General features: G+C 67.3%; 25 protein-coding genes and 2 pseudogenes. 7 read left to right on the forward strand and 20 right to left on the reverse strand.

The annotated features are described in order from the left end of the window. Position 1: 1 nt before the first annotated feature. The 7 genes from hemL to V0Z78_RS01205 form a co-directional block, all read right to left on the reverse strand. Positions 2 to 1,336 carry a glutamate-1-semialdehyde 2,1-aminomutase gene (hemL, locus tag V0Z78_RS01175; RefSeq protein ID WP_336342786.1) on the reverse strand — a complete coding sequence of 445 codons (1,335 nt, stop codon included), beginning with the start codon at positions 1,334 to 1,336 and terminating at the stop codon, positions 2 to 4. 21 nt (positions 1,337 to 1,357) lie between these two features. Then, positions 1,358 to 2,071, reverse strand: a complete 714-nt coding sequence (locus V0Z78_RS01180; protein ID WP_336342787.1) for a TOBE domain-containing protein — start codon at positions 2,069 to 2,071, stop codon at positions 1,358 to 1,360. Positions 2,072 to 2,134: 63 nt separating this feature from the next. Then, positions 2,135 to 4,660, reverse strand: coding sequence for a glycoside hydrolase family 3 C-terminal domain-containing protein (locus tag V0Z78_RS01185; protein ID WP_336342788.1), 2,526 nt, complete (start codon positions 4,658 to 4,660; stop codon positions 2,135 to 2,137). Between the two features lie 89 nt (positions 4,661 to 4,749). Next, positions 4,750 to 5,523 carry an amino acid ABC transporter ATP-binding protein gene (locus tag V0Z78_RS01190; RefSeq protein WP_336342789.1) on the reverse strand — a complete coding sequence of 258 codons (774 nt, stop codon included), beginning with the start codon at positions 5,521 to 5,523 and terminating at the stop codon, positions 4,750 to 4,752. Next, positions 5,520 to 6,218, reverse strand: coding sequence for an ABC transporter permease (locus V0Z78_RS01195; RefSeq protein ID WP_336342790.1), 699 nt, complete (start codon positions 6,216 to 6,218; stop codon positions 5,520 to 5,522). The genes V0Z78_RS01190 and V0Z78_RS01195 overlap by 4 nt, the downstream gene beginning before the upstream one ends. Continuing rightward, the gene (locus V0Z78_RS01200; protein ID WP_336342791.1) at positions 6,218 to 7,189 is read right to left on the reverse strand and encodes a substrate-binding domain-containing protein; all 972 of its coding nucleotides are present in this window, start codon (positions 7,187 to 7,189) and stop codon (positions 6,218 to 6,220) included. Before V0Z78_RS01200 ends, V0Z78_RS01195 begins: the two co-directional genes overlap by 1 nt. Positions 7,190 to 7,571: 382 nt before the next feature. Then, entirely contained in the window at positions 7,572 to 7,991 is a 420-nt protein-coding gene (locus tag V0Z78_RS01205; protein WP_336342792.1) for an ester cyclase, read from the reverse strand. A 360-nt stretch (positions 7,992 to 8,351) separates the two neighbouring features. Here V0Z78_RS01205 and V0Z78_RS01210 point away from each other — a divergent pair, with 360 nt between their 5' ends. Next, entirely contained in the window at positions 8,352 to 9,236 is an 885-nt protein-coding gene (locus V0Z78_RS01210; RefSeq protein WP_336342793.1) for a helix-turn-helix transcriptional regulator, read from the forward strand. Positions 9,237 to 9,544: 308 nt separating this feature from the next. Here V0Z78_RS01210 and V0Z78_RS18940 read toward each other — a convergent pair. The 3 genes and pseudogenes from V0Z78_RS18940 to hemB all read right to left on the reverse strand — a co-directional run. Next, a pseudogene (locus V0Z78_RS18940) lies at positions 9,545 to 9,622 on the reverse strand (EamA family transporter); the annotation flags it as partial. A gap of 229 nt (positions 9,623 to 9,851) precedes the next feature. Then, the gene (locus tag V0Z78_RS01215; RefSeq protein WP_336342794.1) at positions 9,852 to 11,510 is read right to left on the reverse strand and encodes an ammonium transporter; all 1,659 of its coding nucleotides are present in this window, start codon (positions 11,508 to 11,510) and stop codon (positions 9,852 to 9,854) included. A 432-nt stretch (positions 11,511 to 11,942) separates the two neighbouring features. Then, positions 11,943 to 12,941, reverse strand: coding sequence for a porphobilinogen synthase (gene hemB / locus V0Z78_RS01220; RefSeq protein WP_336342795.1), 999 nt, complete (start codon positions 12,939 to 12,941; stop codon positions 11,943 to 11,945). A gap of 70 nt (positions 12,942 to 13,011) precedes the next feature. On the opposite strand from hemB, the gene V0Z78_RS01225 reads away from it, so the two are divergent. After that, positions 13,012 to 13,455, forward strand: coding sequence for a TIGR00725 family protein (locus V0Z78_RS01225; protein ID WP_336342796.1), 444 nt, complete (start codon positions 13,012 to 13,014; stop codon positions 13,453 to 13,455). A 174-nt stretch (positions 13,456 to 13,629) separates the two neighbouring features. Continuing rightward, positions 13,630 to 14,157: an HTH domain-containing protein gene (locus V0Z78_RS01230; protein WP_336342797.1), complete on the forward strand. Its 528-nt coding sequence runs from the start codon at positions 13,630 to 13,632 to the stop codon at positions 14,155 to 14,157. Between the two features lie 97 nt (positions 14,158 to 14,254). Here the strand turns inward: V0Z78_RS01230 and V0Z78_RS01235 are convergent, their stop codons facing one another. Then, positions 14,255 to 16,423: a heterodisulfide reductase-related iron-sulfur binding cluster gene (locus tag V0Z78_RS01235; RefSeq protein WP_336342798.1), complete on the reverse strand. Its 2,169-nt coding sequence runs from the start codon at positions 16,421 to 16,423 to the stop codon at positions 14,255 to 14,257. A 392-nt stretch (positions 16,424 to 16,815) separates the two neighbouring features. Between V0Z78_RS01235 and V0Z78_RS01240 the strand changes: the two genes are divergently transcribed. Beyond that, complete coding sequence (locus V0Z78_RS01240) at positions 16,816 to 17,142, forward strand: hypothetical protein (protein WP_336342799.1); 327 nt, start codon at positions 16,816 to 16,818, stop codon at positions 17,140 to 17,142. On the opposite strand, the gene V0Z78_RS01245 is transcribed toward V0Z78_RS01240, so the two are convergent. From V0Z78_RS01245 to V0Z78_RS01255, 3 genes are read right to left on the reverse strand one after another with little or no spacing between them, the layout of a single operon-like run. Next, positions 17,139 to 17,837, reverse strand: coding sequence for an energy-coupling factor transporter transmembrane component T family protein (locus V0Z78_RS01245; protein ID WP_336342800.1), 699 nt, complete (start codon positions 17,835 to 17,837; stop codon positions 17,139 to 17,141). The two genes, V0Z78_RS01240 and V0Z78_RS01245, sit on opposite strands and share 4 nt — an antisense overlap. Further along, a complete protein-coding gene (locus V0Z78_RS01250) occupies positions 17,831 to 18,532 on the reverse strand; it encodes an energy-coupling factor ABC transporter ATP-binding protein (RefSeq protein ID WP_336342801.1) in 702 nt (233 codons plus the stop codon). The genes V0Z78_RS01245 and V0Z78_RS01250 overlap by 7 nt, the downstream gene beginning before the upstream one ends. Beyond that, a complete protein-coding gene (locus V0Z78_RS01255; RefSeq protein ID WP_336342802.1) occupies positions 18,529 to 19,110 on the reverse strand; it encodes a biotin transporter BioY in 582 nt (193 codons plus the stop codon). Before V0Z78_RS01255 ends, V0Z78_RS01250 begins: the two co-directional genes overlap by 4 nt. Before the next feature lie 135 nt (positions 19,111 to 19,245). On the opposite strand from V0Z78_RS01255, the gene V0Z78_RS01260 reads away from it, so the two are divergent. Further along, positions 19,246 to 19,836: a hypothetical protein gene (locus V0Z78_RS01260; RefSeq protein ID WP_409338714.1), complete on the forward strand. Its 591-nt coding sequence runs from the start codon at positions 19,246 to 19,248 to the stop codon at positions 19,834 to 19,836. A 49-nt stretch (positions 19,837 to 19,885) separates the two neighbouring features. Beyond that, complete coding sequence (locus tag V0Z78_RS01265) at positions 19,886 to 20,539, forward strand: CRISPR-associated protein Cas4 (RefSeq protein WP_336342804.1); 654 nt, start codon at positions 19,886 to 19,888, stop codon at positions 20,537 to 20,539. Here V0Z78_RS01265 and V0Z78_RS01270 read toward each other — a convergent pair. The 3 genes from V0Z78_RS01270 to V0Z78_RS01280 are packed head-to-tail and all read right to left on the reverse strand — an operon-like array spanning position 20,522 to position 21,933. Beyond that, positions 20,522 to 21,124: an L-threonylcarbamoyladenylate synthase gene (locus tag V0Z78_RS01270; protein ID WP_336342805.1), complete on the reverse strand. Its 603-nt coding sequence runs from the start codon at positions 21,122 to 21,124 to the stop codon at positions 20,522 to 20,524. The two genes, V0Z78_RS01265 and V0Z78_RS01270, sit on opposite strands and share 18 nt — an antisense overlap. Before the next feature lie 30 nt (positions 21,125 to 21,154). After that, positions 21,155 to 21,667, reverse strand: coding sequence for a redoxin domain-containing protein (locus V0Z78_RS01275; RefSeq protein WP_336342806.1), 513 nt, complete (start codon positions 21,665 to 21,667; stop codon positions 21,155 to 21,157). Continuing rightward, a complete protein-coding gene (locus V0Z78_RS01280) occupies positions 21,667 to 21,933 on the reverse strand; it encodes a glutaredoxin family protein (protein WP_336342807.1) in 267 nt (88 codons plus the stop codon). Before V0Z78_RS01280 ends, V0Z78_RS01275 begins: the two co-directional genes overlap by 1 nt. An 87-nt stretch (positions 21,934 to 22,020) precedes the next feature. On the opposite strand from V0Z78_RS01280, the gene V0Z78_RS01285 reads away from it, so the two are divergent. After that, positions 22,021 to 23,373, forward strand: a complete 1,353-nt coding sequence (locus V0Z78_RS01285; protein WP_409338660.1) for a hemolysin family protein — start codon at positions 22,021 to 22,023, stop codon at positions 23,371 to 23,373. A 1-nt stretch (position 23,374) separates the two neighbouring features. On the opposite strand, the gene V0Z78_RS01290 is transcribed toward V0Z78_RS01285, so the two are convergent. The 3 genes and pseudogenes from V0Z78_RS01290 to V0Z78_RS01300 all read right to left on the reverse strand — a co-directional run bounded on the left by V0Z78_RS01290 (position 23,375) and on the right by V0Z78_RS01300 (position 25,693). Next, on the reverse strand, positions 23,375 to 24,568 hold the full coding sequence (locus V0Z78_RS01290) for an inorganic phosphate transporter (protein WP_336342808.1): 1,194 nt from the start codon (positions 24,566 to 24,568) through the stop codon (positions 23,375 to 23,377). A gap of 210 nt (positions 24,569 to 24,778) precedes the next feature. Further along, positions 24,779 to 25,435: pseudogene (locus V0Z78_RS01295) on the reverse strand (DUF5828 family protein); the annotation flags it as partial. 51 nt (positions 25,436 to 25,486) lie between these two features. Further along, complete coding sequence (locus V0Z78_RS01300; RefSeq protein ID WP_336342809.1) at positions 25,487 to 25,693, reverse strand: hypothetical protein; 207 nt, start codon at positions 25,691 to 25,693, stop codon at positions 25,487 to 25,489. Positions 25,694 to 25,844 lie beyond the last annotated feature (151 nt).

Consider the following 25,844-nt stretch of genomic DNA (forward strand, 5'->3'; position numbering starts at 1 on the left):
GCTACAGCGTGGCCTCGTAGGCGGCGAGCGTCTCCTCTATGTCCTCCTCGGTGTGGGCGTAGCTCACGAACTGGGACTCGAACTGGTTCGCGGTGAGGAAGACGCCCTCCTCGCGCATCGCCGGCCAGAACAGCCGCTCCCAGCGATCGGTCTCGGCGCGGGCGACGTCCGCGCCGGTCTTCGGGCAATGCTCGAACCGGGCGCAGTCGGGGTCCTGCCGACAGCCCGATCCGCACGAGGCGCTCTGGGTAGGGCCGTCGCGGGTGAAGATCACCTTGAACGTGCTGTCGGTACCGGCGACGGTGTAGCTCGGCGCGCGCTCCTCGCAGATCTCCCGGAGGCCCGATCGGAGACGCTCGCCGAGTTCGTTGACGTGTTCGTAGACGTCGTTCTCGGCGGCGTAGCGCAGGCTCTCGAGGCCGGCGGCCATCGTCACCGGGTGACCCGAGAACGTCCCCGACTGGAAGACGTCTCCCGAGGGAGTGAACTCCTCGATCACCTCCGTCCGGCCGCCGATCGCGCCGACCGGGAACCCGCCACCGACGATCTTGCCGAACGTCGTCACGTCGGGCGTGACGCCGAACTTCCCCTGGGCACACTGGAGGCCGCCGACGCGAAAGCCGGTGATCACCTCGTCGAACACCAGTAGCGCGCCGTGTTCGTCCGTCAGTTCGCGGAGCCGCTCCAGGTAGTCGTCGACGGGGTGGACGATCCCGGTGTTGCCGAGCATCGGCTCGGTCAGGACGGCGGCGATCTCCTCGCCGCGCTCCTCGAAGACGCGCTCGATCGTCTCCTCGTCGTTGAACGGGACGGGGATGGTGTGTTCCGCGAAGCTCTCGGGGATGCCGGGGCTGCTGGGATGGGCGCCTCCGGGCCCGCCCTCGACGAGCGTCGACTCCTGGGCGCCGTGATATCCCCCCTGCATGACCACGATCTTCTCCCGGCCCGTGTGGCCGCGCGCGAGACGAACGGCCGAAACGGTCGCCTCGGTCCCGCTGTTGACGAAGCGGATCATCTCGACGCTGGGAACGTGCCGGCAGACGAACTCCGCGAGCTCGACCTCGACCTCCGTGGGCGCGCCGTACATCGGGCCGTCGCTGGCGTGCGACTGGATCGTCGCCCGGACGAGCTCGGGCAGGTCGTGACCGTATAACAGCGGCCCGTAGCCCATCACGTAGTCGATCAGTCGGTTGCCGTCGGCGTCGATCACGTGCGCGCCGTCGCCGCGCTCGATGAAGAAGGGGTAGGGACGGATCGCCCGCACCGAGGAGTTGACCCCGCCCGGCAGCACCGAGAGCGCCCGGTCGTACAGCTCGCGCGAGTTCTCGTCGTTCATGCTGGCGCTTCGGGTTCCGGATTAATGAGTGTCGAGGTCCCGCGGCGTCGCCCGCGTCGCCGTCGCCTTGAACGACGCGACCACCTCGCGGCCGGGTTCGAGTCCGAGGCTCCGGACGCTCGCGAGCGTGACCAGCGCCACGACCGGCGTCTCCGCGCCGACGTCGACCCCGACGCGGGCGACCGCTTCGCCCGCGTCGACCTCCTCGACCGTGCCCGAAAAGCGGTTTCGCGCGCTCGTCTCCTCAGCGGACGGCGCGTCCTCCGGCGCGGTGAGCGTGATCGCGTCCGACCGGATCGCCACCTCGACTGCATCCCCGGCGGGGGGAACGAGCGCGCGCACCCGTCCCGGTCCGCACTCCACCGTTCCGAGTTCGCCGTCGCGCTCGATGACCCGCCCCGACAGGACCGTCTCCTCGGTGGCGGTCAGCCCGTCGGCCGCCGTCTCGAGGCGCTCGAACCGGGCGATAAGCTCGCGCGCGTCGTCCGTGAGCGTGCTGCCGCCGCCGCCCGAGCCGCCGCGTCGGCGTTCGACCAGCGGGCTGGTCGCCTCCTCCAGTTCGACGACGCGGCGCTGGGCGTGGGCGTACGACCGCTCGAGCGCCTCCGCCGCGGCGTGGATCGAGCCGTGTTCGTCGATCGTGCGCAGCAGTTCGACGTCGCGAGCGTCGACGGCGACGTCGCCGACGGCCAACCGCGTCTCGACCGCCCCGCGAACGTCCCCTTCCTCGTCCATGCTTCGATACGTCTTCGACCACGGCTGCCGGGATCAATCCAGCGATGGGGTGACGTCGTCGCCTCAGCGGACCTCGAAGCGCTTCGAGGTCCGCACGTCGCGCGAGGAGTGCCCGACCAGTAGCTCGAACGTGCCCGACTCCGTCGCCCAGTCGTCGGCTTCCTCGTCGTAGAATCCCAGATCGTCGACGTCGATGTGGAACGCGACGGCACACCGCTCGTCGGGCTCGAGGGACACCTTCTCGAACGCCTTGAGCTCCTTAGGCGGACGCTCGACGCGTGCCTCACGGTCGCGGACGTAGACCTGAACGACCTCCTTGCCGGCCCGATCTCCGGTGTTCTCGACGTGGACTACGGCGTTGACCTGCCCGTTTCGCGGGACGCGATCGGGGTTGACCCGCAGGTTCGAGTACTCGAAGTCGGTGTAGGACTCACCGTGCCCGAAGGGGAACAGCGGCTCGACGTCGCGCGCGTCGAAGCCTCGATAGCCGACGAACACGCCCTCGTCGTAGTGGACCGCGCCGTCGACCCCCGGATAGGCCTCCGCCTCCTCGGGCAGCGTCGCGACCCCGCCCGGGAGGTAGTCCTCGAGGGACTCGGCGAACGTCACCGGAGTCCGCCCCGAGGGATTCGCGTGACCGAAGAGGAGGTCCGCGACCGCGCGTCCGCCCTCCTGGCCGGGGAACCAGAGCTGCATGATCGCCGATACCGACTCGGCCCACGGCATCGCGACCGGCGACTCCGTGTTCAGAAGGACGACGACGTCGTCGGTGGCTTCCGTGACGGCGTCGATCACGGCGTTCTGGTTGCCCGAGAGATCGAACTGCTTACGATCGTCGCCGTAGGTCGTGTCGGTCTTCGCGAGGACGACGGCAACGTCGGCCTCCGCGGCGACCTCGGCGACGGCCTCGATCGCGCTCGGGCGGGTCCACTCGACGGAGACGGGCGCGCCGCCGTCGGCCTCGACGCGGATCGTGTACTCCCGACCCGCCTCCAGTTCCGTCGCGACCCGCTCGGTGTTGGGCCCGGCGAACCCGCCGCCCAGGTTGTCCACGACCGCCTCGCCGTCGACGAACAGCGTGCTCTCTCCCTGGCTCGTCAGAACGAACTCGAACGATCCCGTCTCCTCGGGCGTGACCGTCCCCTCCCACTCCGCCGAGCCGGCCTCGCCGTCGAACGCGATCTCGGCGACTTCGCCGGTCCCGATCGGCGATCCGGATCGGTCCCCGCTCTCGTAGTGCTCGTAGGTGAAGCCCTCGTCGGCCGCCAGCGGCACCGACTCGTCCGGTGAGGCGGTCGTGACCGTGACGTCGGCGACGTTCTCGATCCCCTCGACGGGGCCGACGTCCCTGATGGCGGTCACGTCGTCGCTCCCGCCGACGCTGTTCTCGAACGTCTCGGGCTCCCGGCCGATCAGCGCGACCTCGTCGAGCCGGTCGTCGAGCGGGAGCGTTCCGTCGTTCCTCAGGAGGACCGTTCCCTCCTCCGCGATCGTCCGTGCGAGCTCGAAGTGCTCGTCCGTCCCTCGTACCGGGTCGCGTCCCGTTCGCTCGCCCGAGAGCGCGCCGATCTCCTCCTGGGAGCGAAGCCCGCGACGTACCATCTCGTCGACGATCGATTCGTCGACCTCGCCGTCCTCGACCGCCTCCCGCAGAGCGTCGCCGAAGAACTCCGCGGAGGGCATCTCGACGTCCAGCCCGTTCTCCGCGGCGTCGACGGTGCTGTGAGTCCCGCCCCAGTCGGAGACGACGAACCCGTCGAAGCCCCACTCGCCCTTCAGGACGTCCCGCAGCAGCTCGCGGTTCTCGCTGCAGAACGTCCCGTTGAGGCGGTTGTAGGCGGGCATGACCGCGCCGGCATCCCCCTGTGTGACTGCGGCCCTGAACGGCGGGTAGTAGATCTCCCGCAGCGCCCGCTCGCCGACGCGGACGTCGTGTTCCGAGATCGAGAAGTAGTCCTTGACATCGCCGGTTCCCCGCGTCTGGTTGTACGCGACGAAGTGTTTCAGCGTCGCGATCACCCCCTCCGACTGGACGGCGCCGGTATAGGCAGCGGCCATCGCTGCCGCCAGGTGAGGGTCCTCGCCGTAGGACTCGCCGGCGCGGCTGTGAAGCGGGACTCGGAACATGTCCATCGACGGCGCGAGATGAACCGAGACTCCCCCGTCCTTGGCCTCGCGAGCGATCGCCGCCCCCTGCTCCGAGATCAGATCGGGGTCGAACGTCGCGGCCGATGCGACGGGATGGGGGAAGTCGGTCGTCGGCTCGCCGAGCGACGCGCCAGGTGGTCCGTCGGCCATCCCCATCCCCGGAACGTCGAGTCGCTCGACTCCCCGGAGATAGCCGGCGATCCCCTCCGGGGCGTTCTCGGCGCCGTGCGTCCGACTCACCTTCTCCTCGAGCGTCATCTCCTCGAGCAGCGCCTCGACGTCCTCGTCCGTCTCGACACCCGCGGCGCCGATCGGTCCCGGCCCGAGGCCCAGCCCCGCCGCCGACGCCGCCCCGGCCGCGAGAAACGCCCGCCGTGAGGTCTCGTTCGTCCTCTCCTCTCCTCTCCGTCTCTCCTCGCGCGAACGGCGTGTGTCGGTCATTGCGAACGGATCACGCCACCCCCGTTATCTACGATGGCATATAATACCGATCCTCCCCGTGGCCGGAGCGACGCCTCGGCGGCTCTCGGTCAGTAGATCAACTCGCCCTCGACGAACTTCCGCGCGCGCTCGTCGCGCGGGTGCCCGAACACCCGTTCGGTCGGGCCGACCTCGATGATCCCGTCTCCGAGCAACACCGCCACCCGATCGGCGATCCGCCTCGCCTGGTGCATGTCGTGGGTGGCGAGCGCGACGCCGATCCCACGGTCGCGGGCCTCGCCGATCGCCTTCTCGAGGACGGCGGTGTTTCGGGGGTCGAGATCCGACGTGGGCTCGTCGAGCAACAGCACGTCGGGATCGTACGCCAGCGCCCGGGCGAAGGCGACCCGCTGGGCCTCGCCCCCCGAGAGCGAGCGGGCGTTCCGCTCGGCCTCCTCCTCGAGACCGACCACCCCCAACGCCTCCATGGCCGCCTCCGCCGTTCCGTTCTCACGGCCGACGAGCGCGGCGGCGCTTCGTCTGAGCCGATCGGACCACGACTGGCGGACTCGAAGTCCGTACTCGGCGTTTCGTCGGGCCGAGGCGTCGAACAGGCTCGCCTCCTGGAACACCATGCCGACGTTCCGGCGCATCGCGAGCCGTCGGCTCTCGGGGGCCGCCCAGACGTCGGTTCCCTGGTAGCGGACCGTCCCGTCGTCGGGTCGTTCGAACAGCGCGAGCAGGCGAAGCAGGGTGGACTTCCCCACCCCCGAGGGGCCGATGATTCCGACGACCTCGCCGCGCTCGACGGAGAGCGACGTCCCCTCGAACACTCGTTCGTCGTAGTCATGACCGATCCCCTCGGCGGCGAGGATCGGCGTCATCGCCGTCCACCTCCGCCGAGTCGGCCGACCAGCCAGTTGACCGCGAGGACGATCGCGACGAGGATCGCCCCCAGAAACATCGCGGTCTCGAAGCGCCCCTGGCGGGCCTCGAGCTGGATCGCCGTCGTGAGGTTCCGGGTATAGGCGGTGCCGTCGGCGTAGGCGATGTTCCCCCCGACGATCAGGACCGACCCCACCTCGCTGATCGCCCGGCCGAAGCCCGCGAGCACGGCGGTGGCGATCCCGAACTTCGCCTCCTTGATCACCACGAGCGCGACGTCCAGCCGGGTGCCGCCCATCGCGTAGGCGGCGTCGCGGACGTTCTCCTCGACGCCCGTGACCGCCGCGATGCTCACCCCCGTGATCACCGGCGTCGCGAGAACGAACTGTGACATGATCATCGCCTTCGGCGTGAACACGAGGTCGAGAGAGCCGAGCGGTCCCTGGTTCGACACCGCAAAGAGCACCACGAGCCCGACGACGACGCTCGGAAAGCCCATCCCGGTGTTGATGACCGCCGTCACCAGCTCCTTTCCCGGGAACCGTTTGAATCCGACGAACATCGCAACGGGGAGGCTGAACAGCGTCGAGAGCGCGACGGCAGTGAGGCTCACGTACAGCGAGACGCGGACGATGCTGGTGATGTAGTTGCTCTCGAAGGGCAATTCGACGACGGGTACCGCCTCGAGACCCATCACGCTCCGTTCGTCCCGTTCGCCTGTCCGTCGTCGGACTGCCACCCCTCGGGGACGTACTGCCCGAAGTTCGGGTCCTTCGAGAGCGCCTGGGGAAAGAACAGCTGTTCGCCGTCGAGCTCGTAGTTCTCGATCACCTGCTGGCCGTCCGGGCTCGTCAGGAAGCCGATGTAGGACATCGCGAGCTGGTAGTTGACGTTCTCGTGGACCGCGGGGTTGACCGCGAGTACCCCGTAGGGGTTCGCGAGGATCTTGGGGCCGCCCTCGACCGGCCCCTGGACGAGGATCACGAGCTCGATCTCCTCGCGCTGGGAGATGAACGTCCCGCGGTCCGCGAGGGTGTAGGCGCCCTGCTGGCTCGCCTGGTTGAGCGTATCGCCCATCCCCTGGCCGGTCTCGAGGTACCACTCGCCGCCGGGTTCGACGCCGGCGGCCTCCCAGATCCGTCGCTCCGCGGTGTGCGTCCCCGAGTTATCGCCTCGCGAGACGAACAGCGACTCGCGCTCGGCGATCGCCCGAAACGCCGCGAGCGCGTCGGCGCTGTCCTCAATGCCTGCTGGATCCTCCTCCGGCCCGACGATCACGAAGTCGTTGAACATCAGGTCCCGCCGGTTGATCCCGTACCCCTCCTGCATGAACTCGTCCTCCTGGCTGCGCGCGTGGACCATCACGACGTCCGAGTCGCCGTTGCGTGCGGTCTCGAGCGCCTCGCCCGTCCCCTGCGATATCGCCTGCACGGGCGTGCCGAAACGCTCCTCGAAGGCGGCGTTGACCTCGTCGAGCAGGCCGGTATCGTAGGTGCTCGTCGTCGTCGTCAGCACCAGCTCCTCGCCGGCGATGCTGCCGCCCGACCCGTTATCGCTCCCGTCCCCGTTCCCCCCGACGCTCGAGAGCAGTCCCGTACAGCCCGCCAGCCCGGCGGCCGCTCCTCCTCCCATCATCGCCAGGAGCTCGCGCCGTTGTATCGTCATGGGAACAATGGAACTCCGCGAGGACTTAACGGTTGCTCATCCTGAAGAACCGAGAACGGTTAACGAACGACCGATACGTCGTCGATTTCGGTGGCTCCGTCGAAACCCACAACGATTGATATGAACGGCGTGCTGGATAGAGAGGCGGTATTCATTGACCGAGGGGAATCCACGTTCGTGCGAACTCCTCATCGTCTCGACAGCGACTGGGTAGCGGTGGTGTTCTGGCCGAGGAACCGACTGTACTCGAACCAGCCCGTTCGGACTGGGCCATCTCGGTCAGATCCCGTCCGTTCGTCCAGCTGGCACCATCGAATCGGCACCAAACGACGGATCGAACGATCGAAAAGGGGAACTCCCTCACCCAAGCTACACGGACGAACTACTCAACGACCTCGAGTTGGCGCATCAGTCGGAGGAAATCCGCGACGAACAACTCTCTCGCGATCCCGTCGTCCTCAACATCGACGATGTCCACGGCTTCTATTTCCACAGCGATCCCCGTTGGCGGTATTTCCATCAGATCACCCTCGTGTGTGCCAGTAAGCGTATACTGGATCACGACCTCGTCGTCCGTGGCGATGGCTTCGTTTATCTCCTTGTGGAGGTCGGGAAACGCATCGTGAAAATGTGCAACCGTTTCCTGATACTCCCTGGCGGTGAGTTCGTCGTGTGAGCCCATGTTGGTGATGACGTGATAGTCATCGGCGAGTGCGTCAGAGTCGAACTCACCGTTGTTCCATACCTGATCGAACCAGTCGGTGGCGATACGCTCGTTCTCCTTGACAGATGTAGCCGTCATGGCCGAATGACGGGCGACGAGACTTGCTTCACCCGCCCATTGTCCCCACCGCTCGATCGGCGTTCGAGGTCACTCCTCTCATGGAGGAGCTCGTTCGGTTCGTACTCGCTGAACGTGAACGCGTCGCAGACGGCACACTTCTTCGGACCCGTCGAGGACGAGGTCGCGTGGACGATGCCACAGTGCTGGCAGACGTGCAGATGGTTTCTGTGCCCCATACCCACTCTATTAGATCGATGCGTGTCCATATGATGATTCTTGACGTAAATACCACAACGGTTGCGGGAATTTCACCTAGTGAGCACGTCTCTCTGACGCCTGCAAGCCGCCGTGTGTGTCCGCTGTCGTGGACAGGGGGCCATGGATGACCTCGGTCCTTCCATGCGGAACACGAACAGATATGCTAATCGGGTGCTAACACGTATCATGACAGGGTCACTCGACGACATCCGGTTCCTCGCGGACTCACAGCACCGGGCAGTGACGATGAGTTCGCTCGCCGCCGAGCCACGCTCTAGAGCGGAGCTCCAGGACGTGACCGGCGCCTCCTCGGCCACCATCGGTCGAATCGTGCAGGCGTTCGAGGAACGTGGTTGGCTCGTACGGGACGGCACTCACTACTCGCTGACGGCACTGGGGACGTTCGTCGCCGGGTCGTTCGCGAAGCACCGTCACGATATGAGACTTGCGCGTAAGTTAGACGAACTCCTTCCGCACGTGCCGATCGAGGAGATCGGTATCGACGTCGACCAACTGACCGACGCGCTCGTCACTCGGGCGACACCCGCCAACTCGTTCGCCATGGTCTCTCGTATCAGGGAACTCGAACTCGACTCCACGGAAGCACGGAGTCTTACTGACTTCTTTCCCGAACCGTGCATCGACGGACGGTACGAAGCGATCGTGAACGGCACGCAGACGTTTGAGGCGGTGTTTGCACCAACCGTTATCGAGGCCGCCGTGGCGTCGGACTCCGCCAGCAAGTTCGAGGCCATCGTCGCGGCCGATCGCACGAACATCTACGTCTACGACGGTGATATCTCGTATCCTGTGATGTTCCACGACGGAGAGGTCTGTCTCATCGTACGGGATGAGGAAAACGTCTCGATCGGGATGATAGAAACCGACGACGAAACGGTGGTCGACTGGGTGATGGACGCGTTCGAAACCTGCCGGTCCGAAGCGACACTGCTCACACCCGGGGATCTCACGGTACCACTGGAAGGAGATCGTGTCCGGACCTGAAGCGGCTTGGTGACGAAAGAACGGGAACGATCGTGGTGGAAAATTCAAGCCGTATTGAACCCTCACACGGTGATGGGTTTCAGCCCTCGTGCCGAACGGAGGGCGCATAGTCAGCACTGTTGCTTCTCCATCAGGACGGATCGAATCGGTGGTACAGAGGAACGAGATAACACACCAACCGAAACAAATACAACTCCTGTCATAAACCTGGTTCACTGATTGACTAGCTGTTCCATGATGGGATGACCGACGTGGAATAGTCCGGCTGGATTCGAGATGTACAGCCAGACGTGGAGTCCTGTGGCATATATCGCGACAGCCGTCCTCGAGTCGATGGATTTCGAGGCAGCGTTCCCCACGACGATCCAGATTCCCCACGAAACCATCGTCAGCGATCCGAATACCACGGCCGAATTTACCGCAGGGACGCCATCAGGACGTCCGTTTCCCCCTGGTACGGTAGGAGACTCTATTTAAATCCGATCAAGGTGGAGGGAACAACCGCCAGTGACCGACGTTCGTTCTCTATTCAGCACGGCTGCCGAAACTCATCACCGATTGAGGGGTTTCAACAGGGCCATCTCGTCGTCTGGAAATCGAGAACGGTTCTCCGACTCAGACGGCTTCGACGCCGCGCTTGCCGGTACGGACCTGCAGGGCGTCCTCGACGGGCATGATGAAGACCTTCCCGTCGCCCGGCTCGCCGGTGTTGGCGGCCTCGCGGATCGCGTCCGCGACCTCGTCGGCGGGAACGTCGGCGATAACACACTCGACCTTCACCTTCTGGTGGAGGTCGACGGTGTACTCCTCGCCGCGCCACTGGCCCTTCTTCGCGGGCTGGGAGCCGCGGCCGGAGACGTTCGTCACCGTCAGCGAGGGCGCGCCCACTTCGGCGAGCGCCTGCTTGACCGCGCCCAGGCGGTCGGGCCGGATGACCGCGGTGACCATCTTGATCTCACTCGAGCCACCGCCGTCGGTGCGGACGATCCCGCCGTCGGTGGCGACGTCGGGTCCGCCGAACTCGGGGTAGGTGTCGACGCCGTGCTCGCTGACGTCGAGGCCGTCGCGCTCGTGATCGGGAGTGACTCTGGCCTGGCCGACCACCCTGAACGCGCCCCAGACCGCGCCGGTCGCACCGATGGTCCAGGCGGCGATCACGACGACGCCCACGACCTGCGCGAACAGCGTCGGGCCCTCGCCGGGGACGGCGACGAACGGGATCGCCAGCGCGCCGATGACGCCCGCGCTCCCGTGGACGGGGAACACCGCACAGACGTCGTCGATCTTCAGGTTGCGCTCGACGAACCGGAACACGAGCGGGAGCTGTGCGCCGGCGACGAACGCGACCAATACCGCACCCCACCACGTGATGACGTCGGCGATGCCGGTCACGGCGACCAGTCCCGCCAGAAGGCCGTTCGCGACGTAGAGCGTGTCGACCTTCCGCGTGAGCGCGAGCGAGACGACGCTTGCGCCGATCGCGCCGAGCGCCATTCCGAGGGTGGTCGCGAGCGCGACCCGGCCGACGTAGGCGAAGTCGCCCAGTGCGAGTTCGCCGCCCTCGGCGACGAAGACGGTCGCGGCGGTGCCGACGTTGAAGCCGTACCAGCCGAACGCGAGCACGAGGGTTCCGAGCACCGCGAACGTCATCGAGTGACCGGGGATGACGTTGATCGAGCCGTCGGCGTTGTAGCGGTCCATCCGCGGACCCAGGATCCAGGCGGCGGTGAGGCCGGCGATCCCGCCGACGGCGTGGACGATCATGCCGCCCGCGAAGTCGTGGAAGCCGAGCGTATCGAGGAAGCCGCCGGCCCACGTCAGGCCCGTCACGACGGGGTAGATCACGGCCGCGAGCGCGATCGTGTAGGTGACGTACGCGCGCAGCTTCGCGCGGCCCGCTACCGCGCCCGAGACGATCGTCGCCGCCGTCATCGCGAAGACGGCGCCGAACAGCCAGTCGACCCACGCCGTGGAATCGCCGCCGATCGTGCCGGCGTAGGCTCCCGCGAGCGAGTAGGAGCCGCCGCCGGTGACCGCGCCGACGGCCGTGCTCAGCGCCGCGCCGACGAAGAAGAACGTCACGACGCCGACCGCCCACGTCAGCAGGTTCTTCGTCAGCTGGTTCGCCACGTTCTTCGAGCGCACCTGCCCCGCCTCGAGCATCGCGAAGCCGGCGTGCATGAAGAAGATCAGGAACGTCACCACGAGAACCCACATCATGTTCACGCCCTCCGCGAGCACCGTCGGATCTACCTGAAGCGGCGCTACCTGCATTCCTCCACCTCAGATGGACGTTCGTCGTTCATCAGGACGATTTCGTGCATGGATGTATTCCAAATCACGATTGAAAGGATGGGAATGGAAGTATATAGCTGTTGTCTTTATGATACAAAATTTTCAACGGGTGCTGTAGACGAACGTCAGATACTCAATGGGATAATAGCAATATAAGGTCGTTCTTCGTCCGGAAATCGGACGAAATATCGCCGGCTGGGTGTACGAGCGTCGACCGGACGCTCGACGGCGGATCGAACGCGACGACGCACGAGCGCGCCGGAGGATAGTCCGCGCGAACGTCCCCGAAGCCGCGAATTACGCTCAGCGGCCCGTCGAGAGTTCGTTCGCGACGCGTTCCGCGAAGTCATCGGACATGGTCCGATGGTCAACCGGAAGCGCCATGACGGCGCTTCCGGTGAAGTCGTCAGATCACATCTGACGGCCCGCGGAAAGCCGCTTCGCGACGCTTTCCGCGAAGTACGTCAGGATCAGGTCCGCGCCCGCGCGCTTGATCGAGAGCAGCGACTCGCCGGCGACCGCCTTGAGGTCGAGCCATCCCTTCTCGCTCGCGGCGTGCAGCATCGCGTACTCGCCGCTGACGTTGTACGCGGCGACCGGAAGGTCGGTGTGTTCGCGGACGTCACGCACGACGTCCAGATAGGGAAGTGCGGGTTTGACCATCAGGGTGTCGGCGCCCTGTTCGACGTCGAGTTTCGCCTCCCTGATGGCTTCCCGCCGGTTGGCGGGGTCCATCTGGTAGTGGCGCCGATCCCCGAACGCGGGAGCGCCGTCGGCAGCGTCCCTGAAGGGGCCGTAGAACGCCGACTCGTACTTCACCGCGTAGCTCATGATCGGCACCTCCGTGAAGTCCGCGCGATCCAGCGCGTCGCGAATCACGCCGACCATGCCGTCCATCATGCCGCTGGGCGCGATCATGTCCGCACCCGCCTCGGCCTGCGAGAGCGCCGTGCGCTCGATCAGTTCGAGGGTCGCGTCGTTGTCCACGGTCTGACGGGGGTCCTCGGCCGCGTCCTCCTCGACGATCCCGCAGTGGCCGTGGGAGGTGTACTCGCAGAAACAGAGGTCGGCGATGGCGTAGGCGTCGGTCTCCTCGTCGATCCGCCGGAGCGCGCGCTGGACCACGCCGTCGTCGGCCCACGCCCGGCTACCCCGTTCGTCCTTCTCCTCGGGGATCCCGAACAGCATCACCGCCTCGACGCCGGTCTCCGTTACCTCGCGGACGCGTTCGCCGATCCCCTCGACGGGCACGCGCTCGTGGCCCGGCATCGACTCGATGGGGACGCGTTCCTCCACGGTGGCGTCGACGAAGACGGGTGCGATCAGGTCAGAGGGCGAGAGCGAGGTCTCGCTGACCAGCGGCCGAACCCCGTCCGACCGAAGCCGGCGCGGGCGCTTCGTGATCTCCATGGTCGATCTGGGCGCGTCGGCTCCAAATGCGTGTCGGGAACGTTTTGGCCCGGCGCGCGAACCCCCCGTCATGCGCATCAGCGTGATCGGCGGCGGGCGGATCGGCGAGGACGACACCGACCTCGCCCACCGGGTCGGCCGGCTCCTGGGCGCGCACGACCACACGCTCGTCTGCGGAGGCTGCGGCGGCGTCATGGAGGCGGCCTGTCGGGGTGCGAAGGAGACCGGCGGGCGGACGATCGGCATCCTACCGGGCGACAGCGCGGCCGACGCCAACCCCCACGTCGACGTGCCGATCGTCACGAGCATGGGTAACGCCCGGAACGTGCTCGTGGTGCTCAACGGCGACGCGGCGATCGCGATCGACGGCGCCTACGGAACCCTCTCGGAGATCGCACACGCGCTCGACTTCGGTCGGCCCGTCGCCGGCATCGGCTCTCACGACGTCGAGGGCATGGCGGCGGTCGACTCGCCCGAGGCGGCGCTCGAACACGTCGAGTCCGCCGCCCAGTGAGCGGAGACCACACCCTCGCCGGCACACGGGACCTTCCGTCGACACCCCGGTTCGTAAGCCGGCCAGCGTGTGGCCGTTCCGATCCTCCGACCGCCAGCCCGATCGGTAGGCGGATCTGTCCGGCCGGGAACAAAATCATTAATAATGATTGTAGCGTACGGGCTGCGAGAACACATGACCACCTCTCAGCTGCGTGCAACTCTCAAACTGCGGTCGTTCCCCCGGCACGGTATCACGGACGTGCAACGTCGAACGCTCGCCCGGCTGCATCGAATCGCCGACGTCGGTACGCTAACGACGATCGACGTCGACGTCTGGGGGAGCCACGCCGTCGCCGACTCCATGACTGACCACGAGTGCGCTGCGTCGACCGAGACCGTCTCCGACTTCGAACGCTGGGCGGAGAGCCACGGCTACACGCTCGCACCGGCGTTCGCCTACCGCGAGTCTAGATCGATGATCGACGACGAGACCCGGGAAGTGACGGTCGTTCCGCTGGTCACCCTCGCCGTCTACGAGGGCGATCGTTTGGAGGCGGTCTACCCACACGCGGACGGCGATCGCGTCCGGACCGTGGACGATGGCATCGAGACGCTCGAGGCGATGGCTCCTCCGAGCGATCGTCGCTCGGACGATCCGGCACGCGAACGCGATCCGTCCGAGAACCGCGGAGAACGGCTCTTAGTTGCATCGAATCGGTGACCGTCTCCTCGCCCTCCTCTCTCGGTGAACCGAGCGGCTATGCCCGCCGAGCACCCGTCTCGTGGAATCCGTTCCGATCGGTGCGGGCCGGGTAATCTCAGTCCGTCGTCGTGGCGTTCTCGTTCGCCGCGTCCGGTTCCGTCCGGGTCTCGATCGCCTCGATCAGCAACTCGGCGACGTCGACCACCTCGATAGCGTCCTCGAACCCGCCGGTCTTCCGGCCGTCCTCGTACATCGTCATGCACATCGGGCAGGCGACGACGAACTTCTCGACCGCTCCGTTGGCGTCGGTGTCCTCCAGCGCCTCGCGAAGCCGCTCCTCGCTCGGCTTCGGGTCCTCGTCGAACTCCATCCAGACGCCGCCGCCGCCGCCACCACAGCAGAAGGAGTTCGAGCGGTTGCGCGGCATCTCGTACAGCTCGCAGCCGGTCGCGCGGATCAGGTCGCGGGGCGCCTCGTACTCGTCGTTGTACCGACCGAGGTGACAGGGATCGTGGTACGTGACGGTGTAGTCGAGCTCGGTTCCGGAGAGCCCGAGCCGGCCCTCTCGGACGAGCCCCTCGACGACCTGCGTCCAGTGGAGCACGTCCACCTCGCCGTTCGCGTTCCACCGCTCGTCGTACTCGAACGGCATCATCGGGTCGTCCGCGAACTCCTCGAACTCGACCTCGGGGTACTCGTTTCTCATCGTGTTGTACGAGTGGGGGTCGGTGCAGACGATGTGCTCGAACGCACACTCCTCGAAGCTCTCGACGTGGTGGCCCGCGAGTTCGAGGTAGAGGAACTCCTCGCCCACCCGGCGGACGTCGTTTCCATCGCTTTTCTCGTCATCGAAGAGGATGCCGAAGGAGACGCCGGCGTGTTCGAACAGCGTCGCGAGCGAGCGGGCTACTCTCTTATTTCGGTCGTCGAAGCTGGGGTAGTCGCCGACGTACCAGAGATACTCGACCTCCTCCTCGCGGGCGTCCGTCAGCTCGAAGTCGAGCTCGTCGGCCCAGTCCGCCCGCTTGCGCTGAGGCTCGCCGAAGGAGTTGCCCTTGCGCATCACGTCCTGGAAGACGTCCTGGACGTTCGAGTCGACGTCGCCCTGGTCGGTGAGTTGGCGGTTCATCCGCGTGAAGCTGTTGAGGTGCTCGATCTCGACGGGACAGGCGTCCATGCAGGCCATACACGCCATACAGGACTCCATGGTCTCGCTGTCGATCACGCTGGCCCCGCCGTCCGCGATGATCGCCTTCTCCTCGCCGCCGGCGTCGACAGCCTCGCGGTAGCTCTTGAGGTCGAGGATCACGTCGCGGGGATCGAGCGGCCTGTCGCTGGCCTTCGCGGGACAGACCGACGAGCATCGCCCGCACTTCGTACAGGCGTCCTGGTCGAGCAGTTCCTTCCAGGTGAAGTCGTCGATCGACTCGGCGTTGGTCGCGTCGAGGTCGGCGGGAACCCCCGGGAGGACGCGCCCCGACTGCTCGTCGCGCGTCACGACGTTCGCGAACGACGAGAGCATGTGGAACGGCTTGGCGTAGGGAATCCACGCAACGAACAGGAGAGCAAGAATCGAGTGGTGCCACCAGATCCAGGGGTAGATCGCGGCGGCACCCTCGGGGGTGAGCCCGCCGGCCTCGAGCAGCCCCGCGGCGAAGACGCCGACGAAGCTCACGGTCTCGGCGGCACGACCCTCCTGGCCGACCATCGAGACCCCCTGGACGAGGAAGCCGCCGACGCCCAGCAGAAAGAGCGTCCAGACGAACGCGTCGTCCTCGAGGCCCGTGTGAGGGCCGAACAGCCGCTCGTTCCGGACGACGTATCGCCTGTAGATCGCCATTCCGAGGCCGACGACGAACAGCAGCCCGAACGCGTCGAGCACGAGCTGGTAGGCCAGGTAGAAGTCGCCCTGCCAGAACGACTCGCCGGTGAGGACGTTGTAGAAGTCGAGGTCGACGAACAGGATAGTCGTCCCGATCAGTAGGACGAGAAACCCCCACATGACGAAGGCGTGCATCAGTCCGCCGTAGAGGTCGCGGTCGAACTGGCTCTCGTTCGAGCCGGCGATTCTCGCGGCCGTAAGGATCCGACCCGGGAGGTCGTCCAGTCGCTCGCGGGGGTCGGCCTCGCCCGCCGTGTAACGGGCGAACCGCCCGTAGACGCCGTAAACGAGGACGACGACGGCGACGATCGAGAGGAAGTAGAACATCCCCTTCCCGATCGGACCGATCTGCCAGAACGTCTCGCGGGTGATCTCCCCGCCGGTCCGTGCGACGACGTGCATAATCGTTCACGGGCGTAGCGTGCGCTTAAATCTTACCACCAAACGATCTCTTTTCGTCGAAAATTAACTCCCGAGGTACTCGTGCGATATCAACTAAACATCGTTAACCGATCGCGGACCGAAACGCGCCGTCGATAGCGGGCGACGGGATCGCCGGACGCGAACCGGAACGTGCCGGTGCGTGAGGGGACAGGGACTATTGGTCAGGAGGACGAACGGCCGGCCATGACCCGCCCCATCCGCATCGCCGTGCTCGTGGTATCGGTCGCCCTCGCGATCCTCGTGGCGGCCGTCCGTCCTGCCGGGCGCGAACGGCGGATAGCGCTGCCGTTCTAACGGATCGCTCCTGCAAGGTGGGCCCCCTTTTGTCGTTCGGGTCCGGCCGGTCGACAATGGTATCGGAGGGAGGAGCGGTGGGTGAATCGCCGGCCGTCCGGGTCCGTACCGGGGACGGGGGCGGCCACGGCCCCGTCCTCGATGCGGCGCGCACGGCGTCGTCGTCGATGCCGGTCGTCGAGGTCGGCAACAGGGCGCTCTCGTCGGCCGTGATCGCCATCGGCGGCGGCCGGAGCGCCTATCACGTCGGCTGCGGGCCGATCGAGGCCCGGACGATCGTCGAGCGGACGGAGGCGGGCGAACTGCCGACCGACGGCACGCGTCACGTCGGCGACGTCGACGAGGTCACCGACGGGACGATCGTTCTCGTCCGAAACACCTAGTAGAGCGCCGCGAACGCGAGCAGCGCCGCCAGCGCCAGCGCCGGCGCGTCGGCCCGTCCGAACGAGAGGCGGGGCAGGGTCGGATTCCACGCGAAACACCGGGCGCGAAGCGCGAGCGAGAGTCGATCCGCGCGGGAGAGCGCGCGCTCGACGCCCGTCACCGCGAGCAGCGCCATCCGCTCGTGGACCGGCCGCTCGCTCGCCAGCCGGGCGGCCATCGCCCCGCGTACCCGCTTCAGGTCCGCGATCAGGAGCGGCAGGAGTCGGAAGACGAACGACGTCCCGATGCCGAGGAACTGACCCGGTCGGCCGGGAACGGTCCGCTGGATCGCGGCTCGCGACTCGCGGACGGGGGTCGTGCGGACGTACGCCGCCGACACCAACAGGATGAGGAGGACACGGTAGCTCGCAAGAAGGGTCTCGCTGGCCGCTGCGGGATCGAAGCCGATCCAGGTCAGTCCCTCGAGCAGCGGTCCACCGAGCAGGAACGGCAGCGCGAACCGGTAGGCGTAGATCGCCTCGGTCGGCGACGTACCGGCGGCCGCCAGCGTCCCGAGCGCGAGCAGCGTCAGGACCGCCAGTCCCTCGAGCGTCGTGTGTGCGAAGGCGGCGGCCGCGAACGCGATCTGGACGGCGAGCTTCGACCGCGGATCGAGCCGGTGGGCGAGACTCTTACCGGGTGCGTAGCTCAACACGGCGGGCGCACGCCGAGTCCCTCGAGTTCGTCGTCCAGATCCTGCGGCTGGCCGTCGCGGACCACCCGCCCTGACGAGAGGACGACCAGCCGATCGGCGAGCGAGAGGACGTCCCGAAGGTCGTGGGTGACGACGACGACGCCGGTCCCTCCACGACTGAGCGCCGCAAGCCGGTCGAGCACCGACTCCCGAGCGAAGGCGTCGAGGCCGGTGAACGGCTCGTCGAGCACCAGGTGATCGGGCTCCATCGCGAGCGCGCCCGCGATCGCCAGTCGCTCCCGTTCGCCGCCCGAGAGCGTCTCGATCCGCTCCTCGTCTCGGCCGGCCAGGTTCACCGCCGCGAGCGCCCGCTCGACCCGGCGGTCGATCTCCTCGCGGGCGAGTCCGAGGTTCTCGGGGCCGAACGCGACGTCCGCGCCGACGCGCGCGGCGACGAAGCCGTCGCGGGGGTCCTGGAACACCATTCCGATCGCGCTGCGGGCGGCGACGAGGTTCTCGCCAACCGGGCGGCCGTTCACCCGTACGTCGCCGTCATCGGGCTCGAGCAGGCCGTTCCAGTGGCGAACGAGCGTGCTCTTCCCCGAGCCGTTCGGGCCCGCGAGGACGAGGAATTCGCCGTCGGCGATCGAGAGCGAGACGTCGTCGAGCGCCGTCGTCTCCCCGTAGCGATGGACGAGCCGCCGCGTCTCGATCATGCCGCCGTGAGCCGTTCGCTGCGGACGACGCCGACCGCGGCGGCCATCTTCACCGCCTCGGCCGGGAGGAAGACCAGCGCGCCCGCGATCACGGCGTTCGTCGGCGAGAGCCCGAGCACCAGCATCAGCCCGAGCACGCCGAGCGCGTAGATGACGACGGTGCCGGCCGCCATCGCGCCCACCATCCGCGCCGGGTGGATCCGTTCGGGGGCGCGCACCGCGAGTCCGCCGTGGGCGATCGCCCCGACGAGCGCCGCGGCGATCGGATACGACCAGAGGTAGCCCGCCGACTCGCCGACGAGCGCGCCGAAACCGGCCGATCCGCCCGCGAAAACGGGCGCGCCGAGCGCGCCCGCGACCAGATACAGCGCCATCGCCGCCCCGCCCCAGATCGGGCCGAGCAGGATCCCCGCCAGGAAGACGCCGAGCACCTGCAGCGTCACCGGCGCGGGCGAGAGCGGGAAGGGAAACGAGACGTACGCGAACGCCCCCGTCAGCGCGGCGAACAGCGCCGCACGGGCGACGTTCGTGACGGTCGCGTCGTCGACGAGGTCGACGGATTCGGATTCGGTGCTCATTTTCGTGGCTCCATGCGCCGACCGTCGCCGTCAACCACATTGAATCTTCGGTTGACGAGCAGGAGCACACAGGCAACAGGCTTTATATCCCTGCCCGCTGAGTCGGGGGTCAGCATGACCGAAAACACCGAGCAGTTGGACGAGAAGACCGAGGAGCTACGCGATCTCTTTCTGGACGTCACGGAGGAGGACACCGTCACGGAGCGCCAGGAGGAGACCCCCGGGTCGCTGACCGACGAGCGATCCGTCGAGGAACGGCTCACCGCCGTCATCGAGCGGATGCAAGGGGCGTACGAGTTCGACACCGACTGGTCGACCGAGGAGTACCGCCGGCTCGTCCGGGGCTTCTTCGAGGAGAACGACGAGCTCGCCGCGGAGTTCGACGCCGATGAGGACGAGCTCTTCCGGGCCCGGATGGACCTTCACCTCCTCCGCGAGGCGGACGAGGAGTTCCCCTTCGAGCTTCGCGAGCTCCGCGAACGTCTCGAGGCGGACGAGAGCCCCGAGGAGGTCGCCGCGGCGTACGACGTCGACGAGGCGACGGTGCGTCGCGCCCGCCGCGTCCAGCGTGCCCGCGAGGAGGCCCGTACCGCGAACGACCGCTACCGTGACGAGTTCGAGGAGCTGGTCGCCGACGGCGACCTCTCGAACCGGCTGGCCCGCGACGCCCGCGAGGACGGCCTCAAGGAGGCCACCGAGGGGATGGAGAACGACATCGAGATGTGACGCGACGTACGGTCGTAGGTTCAAACGTGAAGACGCGCCCAAGGAGCGCGTGCACGCCTTCAGCGACCTCGCGCTGGCCGTCTACTGTCCGCGAAAGCTCTACTATCGTTGCGAGGACGCTCGCGAGGTGCCCGACGCCGTCACGACCCGCCGTGCACTCGCCTTCGAGTACCGAACCCTTCTCGACGCCGACGACTCCCTCCTCCGGCGTCGGCCGATCGCCGTCGCTCCCGACGAGTTTCGGACGAACCTGACGCGTACTCTCGACCGTCTCGACCGCTTCGAGGAGCTCGCCGATCCCCCCGAACGCGACGTCCTCCTCACGGGTCGGGAGTGTCGCGGCGTCGTCCACAAGCTGCTCGAGGGGCCGCCCGTTCCGTCGATCGTCTCCGCCGGCAGGCCGCCCGAGAACGGCGTCTGGGCGCCCCAGTCGGTGCGGGCGGTCGCGGCGGCGAAGGCGCTCGCCTGGGAGCGCGAGACGCCGGTCGAGACCGCCTTCGTCGAGTACCCCACGTACGGAATCGTCCGCCGGATCGAGCTCACGACGCGGCGGAAGGCGCTCTACCGGCGGGCGATACGAACCGTCGAGGCGATCGACGGGCCGCCGCCGCGGCTCGCCGACGACGCGAAGTGCGCCGGCTGTGAGTACCGCGACCGCTGCGGCGTCAGAACCCGATCGCTTCGCTCACTGCTCGGCCTCTAGCCACGCCTCGATCCGATCGGCGAGCGCGCCGCGGCGGTGGATCTCCTCGTTTTCGACGTCGACGACGGTGCTCTCGGTTCCTCCGACCTCTCCGCCATCGAGTACGGACTCGACCGCCTCGCGGATCTCCGGATCGAGCTCGTCGGCCCGTCGGGCGCTGGGCTCGCCGCTTCGATTCGCGCTCGTCGCCGTGACCGGTGCGACCCGTTCGAGCAACGAGAGCGCCAGCGGATGATCGGGGATCCGAACGCCGACCCGGTCGCGTCCGGCGGTAAGCGCCTCGGGAACTCGGTCTCCGGCCTCAACCACCACCGTCACCGGGCCGGGGAGGAACTCGCGCACGAACCGCCGCTCTCTATCGGTGAGATCGGTATACTGGACCGCGCTCTCGACGTCGGGGACCGCCATCGACAGCGGGTTCGACCGTGGCCGTCCCTTCGCCTCGAAGACCCGATCTATCGCCTCGGGATCAAGCGCGTCCGCGCCGAGGCCGTAGACCGTCTCCGTGGGGTAGACGACGAGCTCCCCGCCCCGGATCGCGTCGGCCGCCCGTTCGAGCTCGGCGTCGGAGTCGCTCGCGTTCATAGGTGAGGTCTCGTATCGGCTGTGAGAAAACTACAGCGACTCGATGGCGTCTTCGATCTCGTCGTACTCGGGGAAGTCGGGCCACTCCTCGGCGACCCACGCGTACCGTACGGTCCGGTCGGCGTCGAGCAGGAAGACGGCCGGACGGGGCTCGCTGATGCCGGTCATCCCGTCGAGCTCGTGATCGATGCCGTACTCCCGGCCGACGTCGTTCGCGGGGTCGCTGAACAGCGCGTACTCCATCTCTCGCTCGTGGATGAACCCCCGGTGCTCGTACGGCGTCGAGATCGAGAGCCCCACTACCTGCAGGTCGCGCCCCTCGTCCCACGCGCGGTCGCGGAGCTCGTTCCAGACGTACGTCGCGGGGAAGTCGCCGTCCATCGGCGTGAAGACGAGCAGGACGGGACCCTCGGCGGTCAGCTCGGAGAGCGAGACGTCCTCCCAGAACTCGCGGTTGACTAGCGGGCGGGTGAAATCGGGGGCGGTCTCGCCCTCCTCGGGGTGCTCCGACGGCGGCAGTTCGCTGACCTCGAAGTCCACCATCAGGCGCCCGCCTCCTCCCCGTAGGTTCGGTCGAGGTACTCGGCGATGTTCGCGCTCTCGGCCATCGTCACGCCCGTGTTCTCGTCGACGATCACCGGCACGGTCCGGACGCCGCTGACGCGCTTGACCGCGTCTCGCTCCGAGTGCATCGCCTCGACGAACCGGGAGTGGTACTCGAGGTCGTACTCTCCCAGCTTCCGGGTGACGCGCTCGCAGTACGGACATCCCTGGAGTCGGTAGAACGTGATCGGCGGTTGATCAGCCATACATCCGACTACGCGGTCGACGGCCGTAAACGCTTTCCCAGCGGTCGGAAACGTTTAATCCCGCCGGCTTTCAAGAACGTGTACTGAATGGTGCACCTTCCTCTCCTAGTCGATGTCTTCGGGATCGAACTCTCTCTCGGGCTGATCACCACCCTCGGCGCCGCCGGCATCGTCATGCTCATCGGGCTGTCGGCCTTCTTCTCCTCCTCCGAGATCGCGATGTTCTCGCTCGCCCAACACCGCGTCGATACGATGGTCGAGGAGGGCCTCCCCGGTGCCGAGATGGTCAAGACGCTGAAGAAGGACCCTCACCGACTGCTGGTGACGATCCTCGTCGGCAACAACATCGCCAACATCGCGATGTCCGCGATCGCGACCGGACTGCTCGGGCTCTACGTCAGCGGCGCCGTCGCCGTCGGGGTCGCGACGCTCGGCATCACCGCGGTGGTGTTGCTGTTCGGCGAGAGCGCGCCCAAGTCCTACGCCGTCGAACACGCCGACTCGTGGGCCCGGCGGATCGCCCGTCCGCTGAAGCTCGCCGAGTACGCGATGTACCCGCTGATCGTCCTCTTCGACTACCTCACCCGCCAGATCAACCGTCTGACCGGAAGCACGGGCGGCGCGATCGAGACCGCCTACGTCACCCGCGACGAGATCCAGGACCTGATCGAGACCGGCGAGCGCGAGGGGGTCATCGAGGAGGACGAACACGACATGCTCCGGCGCATCTTCCGGTTCACCGACACCATCGCCAAGGAGGTGATGACGCCGCGTCTCGACATGACGGCCGTCTCCGCCGAGACGAGCATCGACGAGGCGATCGAGACCTCGATCCAGAGCGGCCACGAACGCCTGCCGGTGTACGAGGGCAACCTCGACAACGTCATCGGAATCATCACCATCCAGGACCTGATCCGCGAGTCCCGGTACGGCGAGCGGACGGTCCCGCTTTCGGATCTCACCACGCCGACGCTCCACGTCCCCGAGTCGAAGAACGTCGACGAACTGCTCGCCGAGATGCGCGAGGACCGGCTGAACATGGTGATCGTCATCGACGAGTTCGGCACCACCGAGGGGCTGGTGACGATGGAGGACCTCGTCGAGGAGGTCGTCGGCGAGATCCTCGAGGGCGGCGAGGAGGAGCCGATCGAGCACCTCGACGAGAACACCGTTCGGGTGCGCGGCGAGGTCAACATCCACGAGGTGAACGAGGTCCTCGAGATCGAGCTCCCCGAGGGCGAGGAGTTCGAGACGATCGCGGGCTTCATCTTCAACCGCGCGGGCCGGCTGGTCGAGGAGGGCGAGTCGATCGCCTACGACGGCGTCGAGATCACGGTCGAACACGTCGAGAACACCCGCATCATGCGCGCTCGCGTCGAACGCGACGCCATCGAGGTCGAGCCCGAGACCGAGACCGAGATCGACGAGCCGACCGGTTAGCTCAGATCACCCACTGGACGGCGGAGAAGACGCCGTAGCTCAGCACGATCGAGAGCACGAGCGAGCCGATCCACGCGAGCACCGTATAGAGCATCTTCCCCTTGCTCACCCCGCCGGCTCCGGCCGCGTAGCCGCTTCCCACGACGGCGCTGACGATGATCTCGTTGAACGAGACGGGGATGCCGAACAGCACGGCGGCCTGGGCGATCGCGAACGAGGGGATCAGCGCGGCGATCGAGCGTCGGGGGCCCAGCGAGGAGTAGTCCTGGGCGATCGCCTTGATCATCCGCGGTGCGCCGGTCCACGAGCCCGCGAGCAGCCCGATCCCGCCGCCGACGAGGATCGCCGTCAGCGGGAGGCCGAACGGGTCGAACAGCGGGAGCAGCGGTCCGATCGCGAGCCCGACCTGACTGCCGCCGGCCGAGAACGCCACCAGCCCGCCGAGCACGAGCAGGAAACGCCGCTGGGCGCGATCCTGGTCGCGGCGCATGTCGTAGCCGACGGCGAGCGCGCAGAGGAGTGCGAAGACGAGCGTCACGCCCGCCTGAACGACGTCGATCCCGGCTATCGCAGGGGCGTCCGTGGCCGACGCGGCGGCGGCGCTGACGGTCATGCTGACGTCAGGCGGGCCGAGCAGCGCGAACTCGATGTTTGCGAGCATGACGCCGACGATGCCCGCGAGCAGCGGGACGGTGTAGCTCTCGGGGGCCCTCTCGCTGCGCAACAGACGGGCGGTCACATAGGCGATCCCGCCGCCGACAAAGGGCGTGAGCACCCACAGCGCCGTGATCTCCCGATACTTGGCCCACGCCGGATCGCCCCCCAGCGCGAGGCCGACGCCGACGATCGCACCCGTCACGGTGAACGCCGTCGCTATCGGATAGCCCAGGAACACGCCGACCGCGACGAGCGCGGCCGCCGTCAACAGTCCGACGGTCGCCGCCTCCGCCGAGAGCGTGACGCCGCCGATCAGCTCGCGTCCGACCGCCTCGGAGACGTTCGCCCCCTGGAGCACGGCCCCGGCGAAGCCGAGCAGGCCGACCAGAAAGCCCGCGCGCATCACCGAGATGGCGTTGGCTCCGACCGCGGGGGCGAAGGGAGTAGAGCCGCTCGATCCGGCGCCGATCGCCCACGCCATGAACAGACTGGCGACTGCGGCGACGACGAGCGTCGCGAGCGTCGCGATATCGACCATTACGGTCTCGCTTTCGCCCTCGTCTCCATGACGCTACTGATCTCGATCTTCGTCTTCGTCTTCGGCGACGGCGCTCGCGGTCTCGCGTTCGGTCTCGGTGGTCTCGAGCCCCTCGACGAGCTCGGCCGCCTCGATCTGCTCTCTGATCCCCTCGGCGGCGTCGGACTCGTTCCCGTTCAGCTCCTCGGGGTTGGCGGTCGTCGCCTCGAGTTCGGCCTCCGTCGGCTCCGCGCCCTCGACGGTCTCGGCGATCTCGACGTCCTTCTCGGTCTCGACGTGCCAGCGGTCGATCGAGTCCTCGTACTCCGCGAGGCGCTTCGAGACCTCCACCTTGATCTCGTCGTCGTTGACGTTGACCTCGAAGACGAACTCGGGTACCTCCCCCCGGGTCGTTCGCTGGAGGTTCGCGCTCACGAGTTCGTTGTCGAAGTAGTACGGCGCGAGCTGCGTCATCACCTTCTGGTAGACGGTGTCCTCGACCGTCCGCAGCGCCTTCCGGCTCGCCGAATCCGCGGCGCGGGCGACGTAGCCGACCGACTCTCCCCACTTGTCGAGCGCGTCCTCGGTGTCGTCGTTCTCGAGGCTCTCGTAGGACTCGGTGAGACGCTCGCCGGCAGTACGCAGGTCGTCGTCGGGATCCTTGCCCGCTCGTTCGCCCTCGCCCTCGCCCACGCTTGCCTGGGCGGCGGTCTTCTCGCTGACGTCCTCGTCGATGCGCTCGCCGAACTTCGGCCGCCACTCGTTCCACTCGCTGAAGGCGGGGCCACCGGCGCCGGCTTCCCGAAGCGCGCGGGTGATACGCTCGCCGTGTTCGACGACGTCCGCCCACCGACCGCGCTGTTTGAACCCAGCGATGGTCTCTTCCATTTGGGTTACTACTCCGCCTCGGACGCTATATAGCCGTTGGCCCTGCGTCCGCTATCGGCCGTAGATCAGGCGTTCGCCGAGGGAGTTGAACCACTCCTTCGCCCGGCTCGCGGCGACGTGGTGGGCCGAGAGGCGGCGCATCTCGCGCTCCTCGATCTCGATGCGGTCCTCGCCGAGGAGCTCCCGATCGCCGTCCGTCGCGTCGATCACGGTCGTGATGCTGCAACGACCGCAGGCCTCGGTCTTCTTTCCACCCATGGTCGACGCTACTCGCTCTAGACCGTTATACGTTGCCGTGCGCCACCGGCGCTACGAGCGGTGAATCCGGAGAACGCGTCGGGATCGGTGGTCGGACGCCGCGGCGCCGCCGACGGCTACCGATCGGATACAAGTATTAGGCCGTCGACCG

Source organism: Halalkalicoccus sp. CG83 (genome assembly GCF_037081715.1).
Lineage (GTDB): Archaea > Halobacteriota > Halobacteria > Halobacteriales > Halalkalicoccaceae > Halalkalicoccus > Halalkalicoccus ordinarius.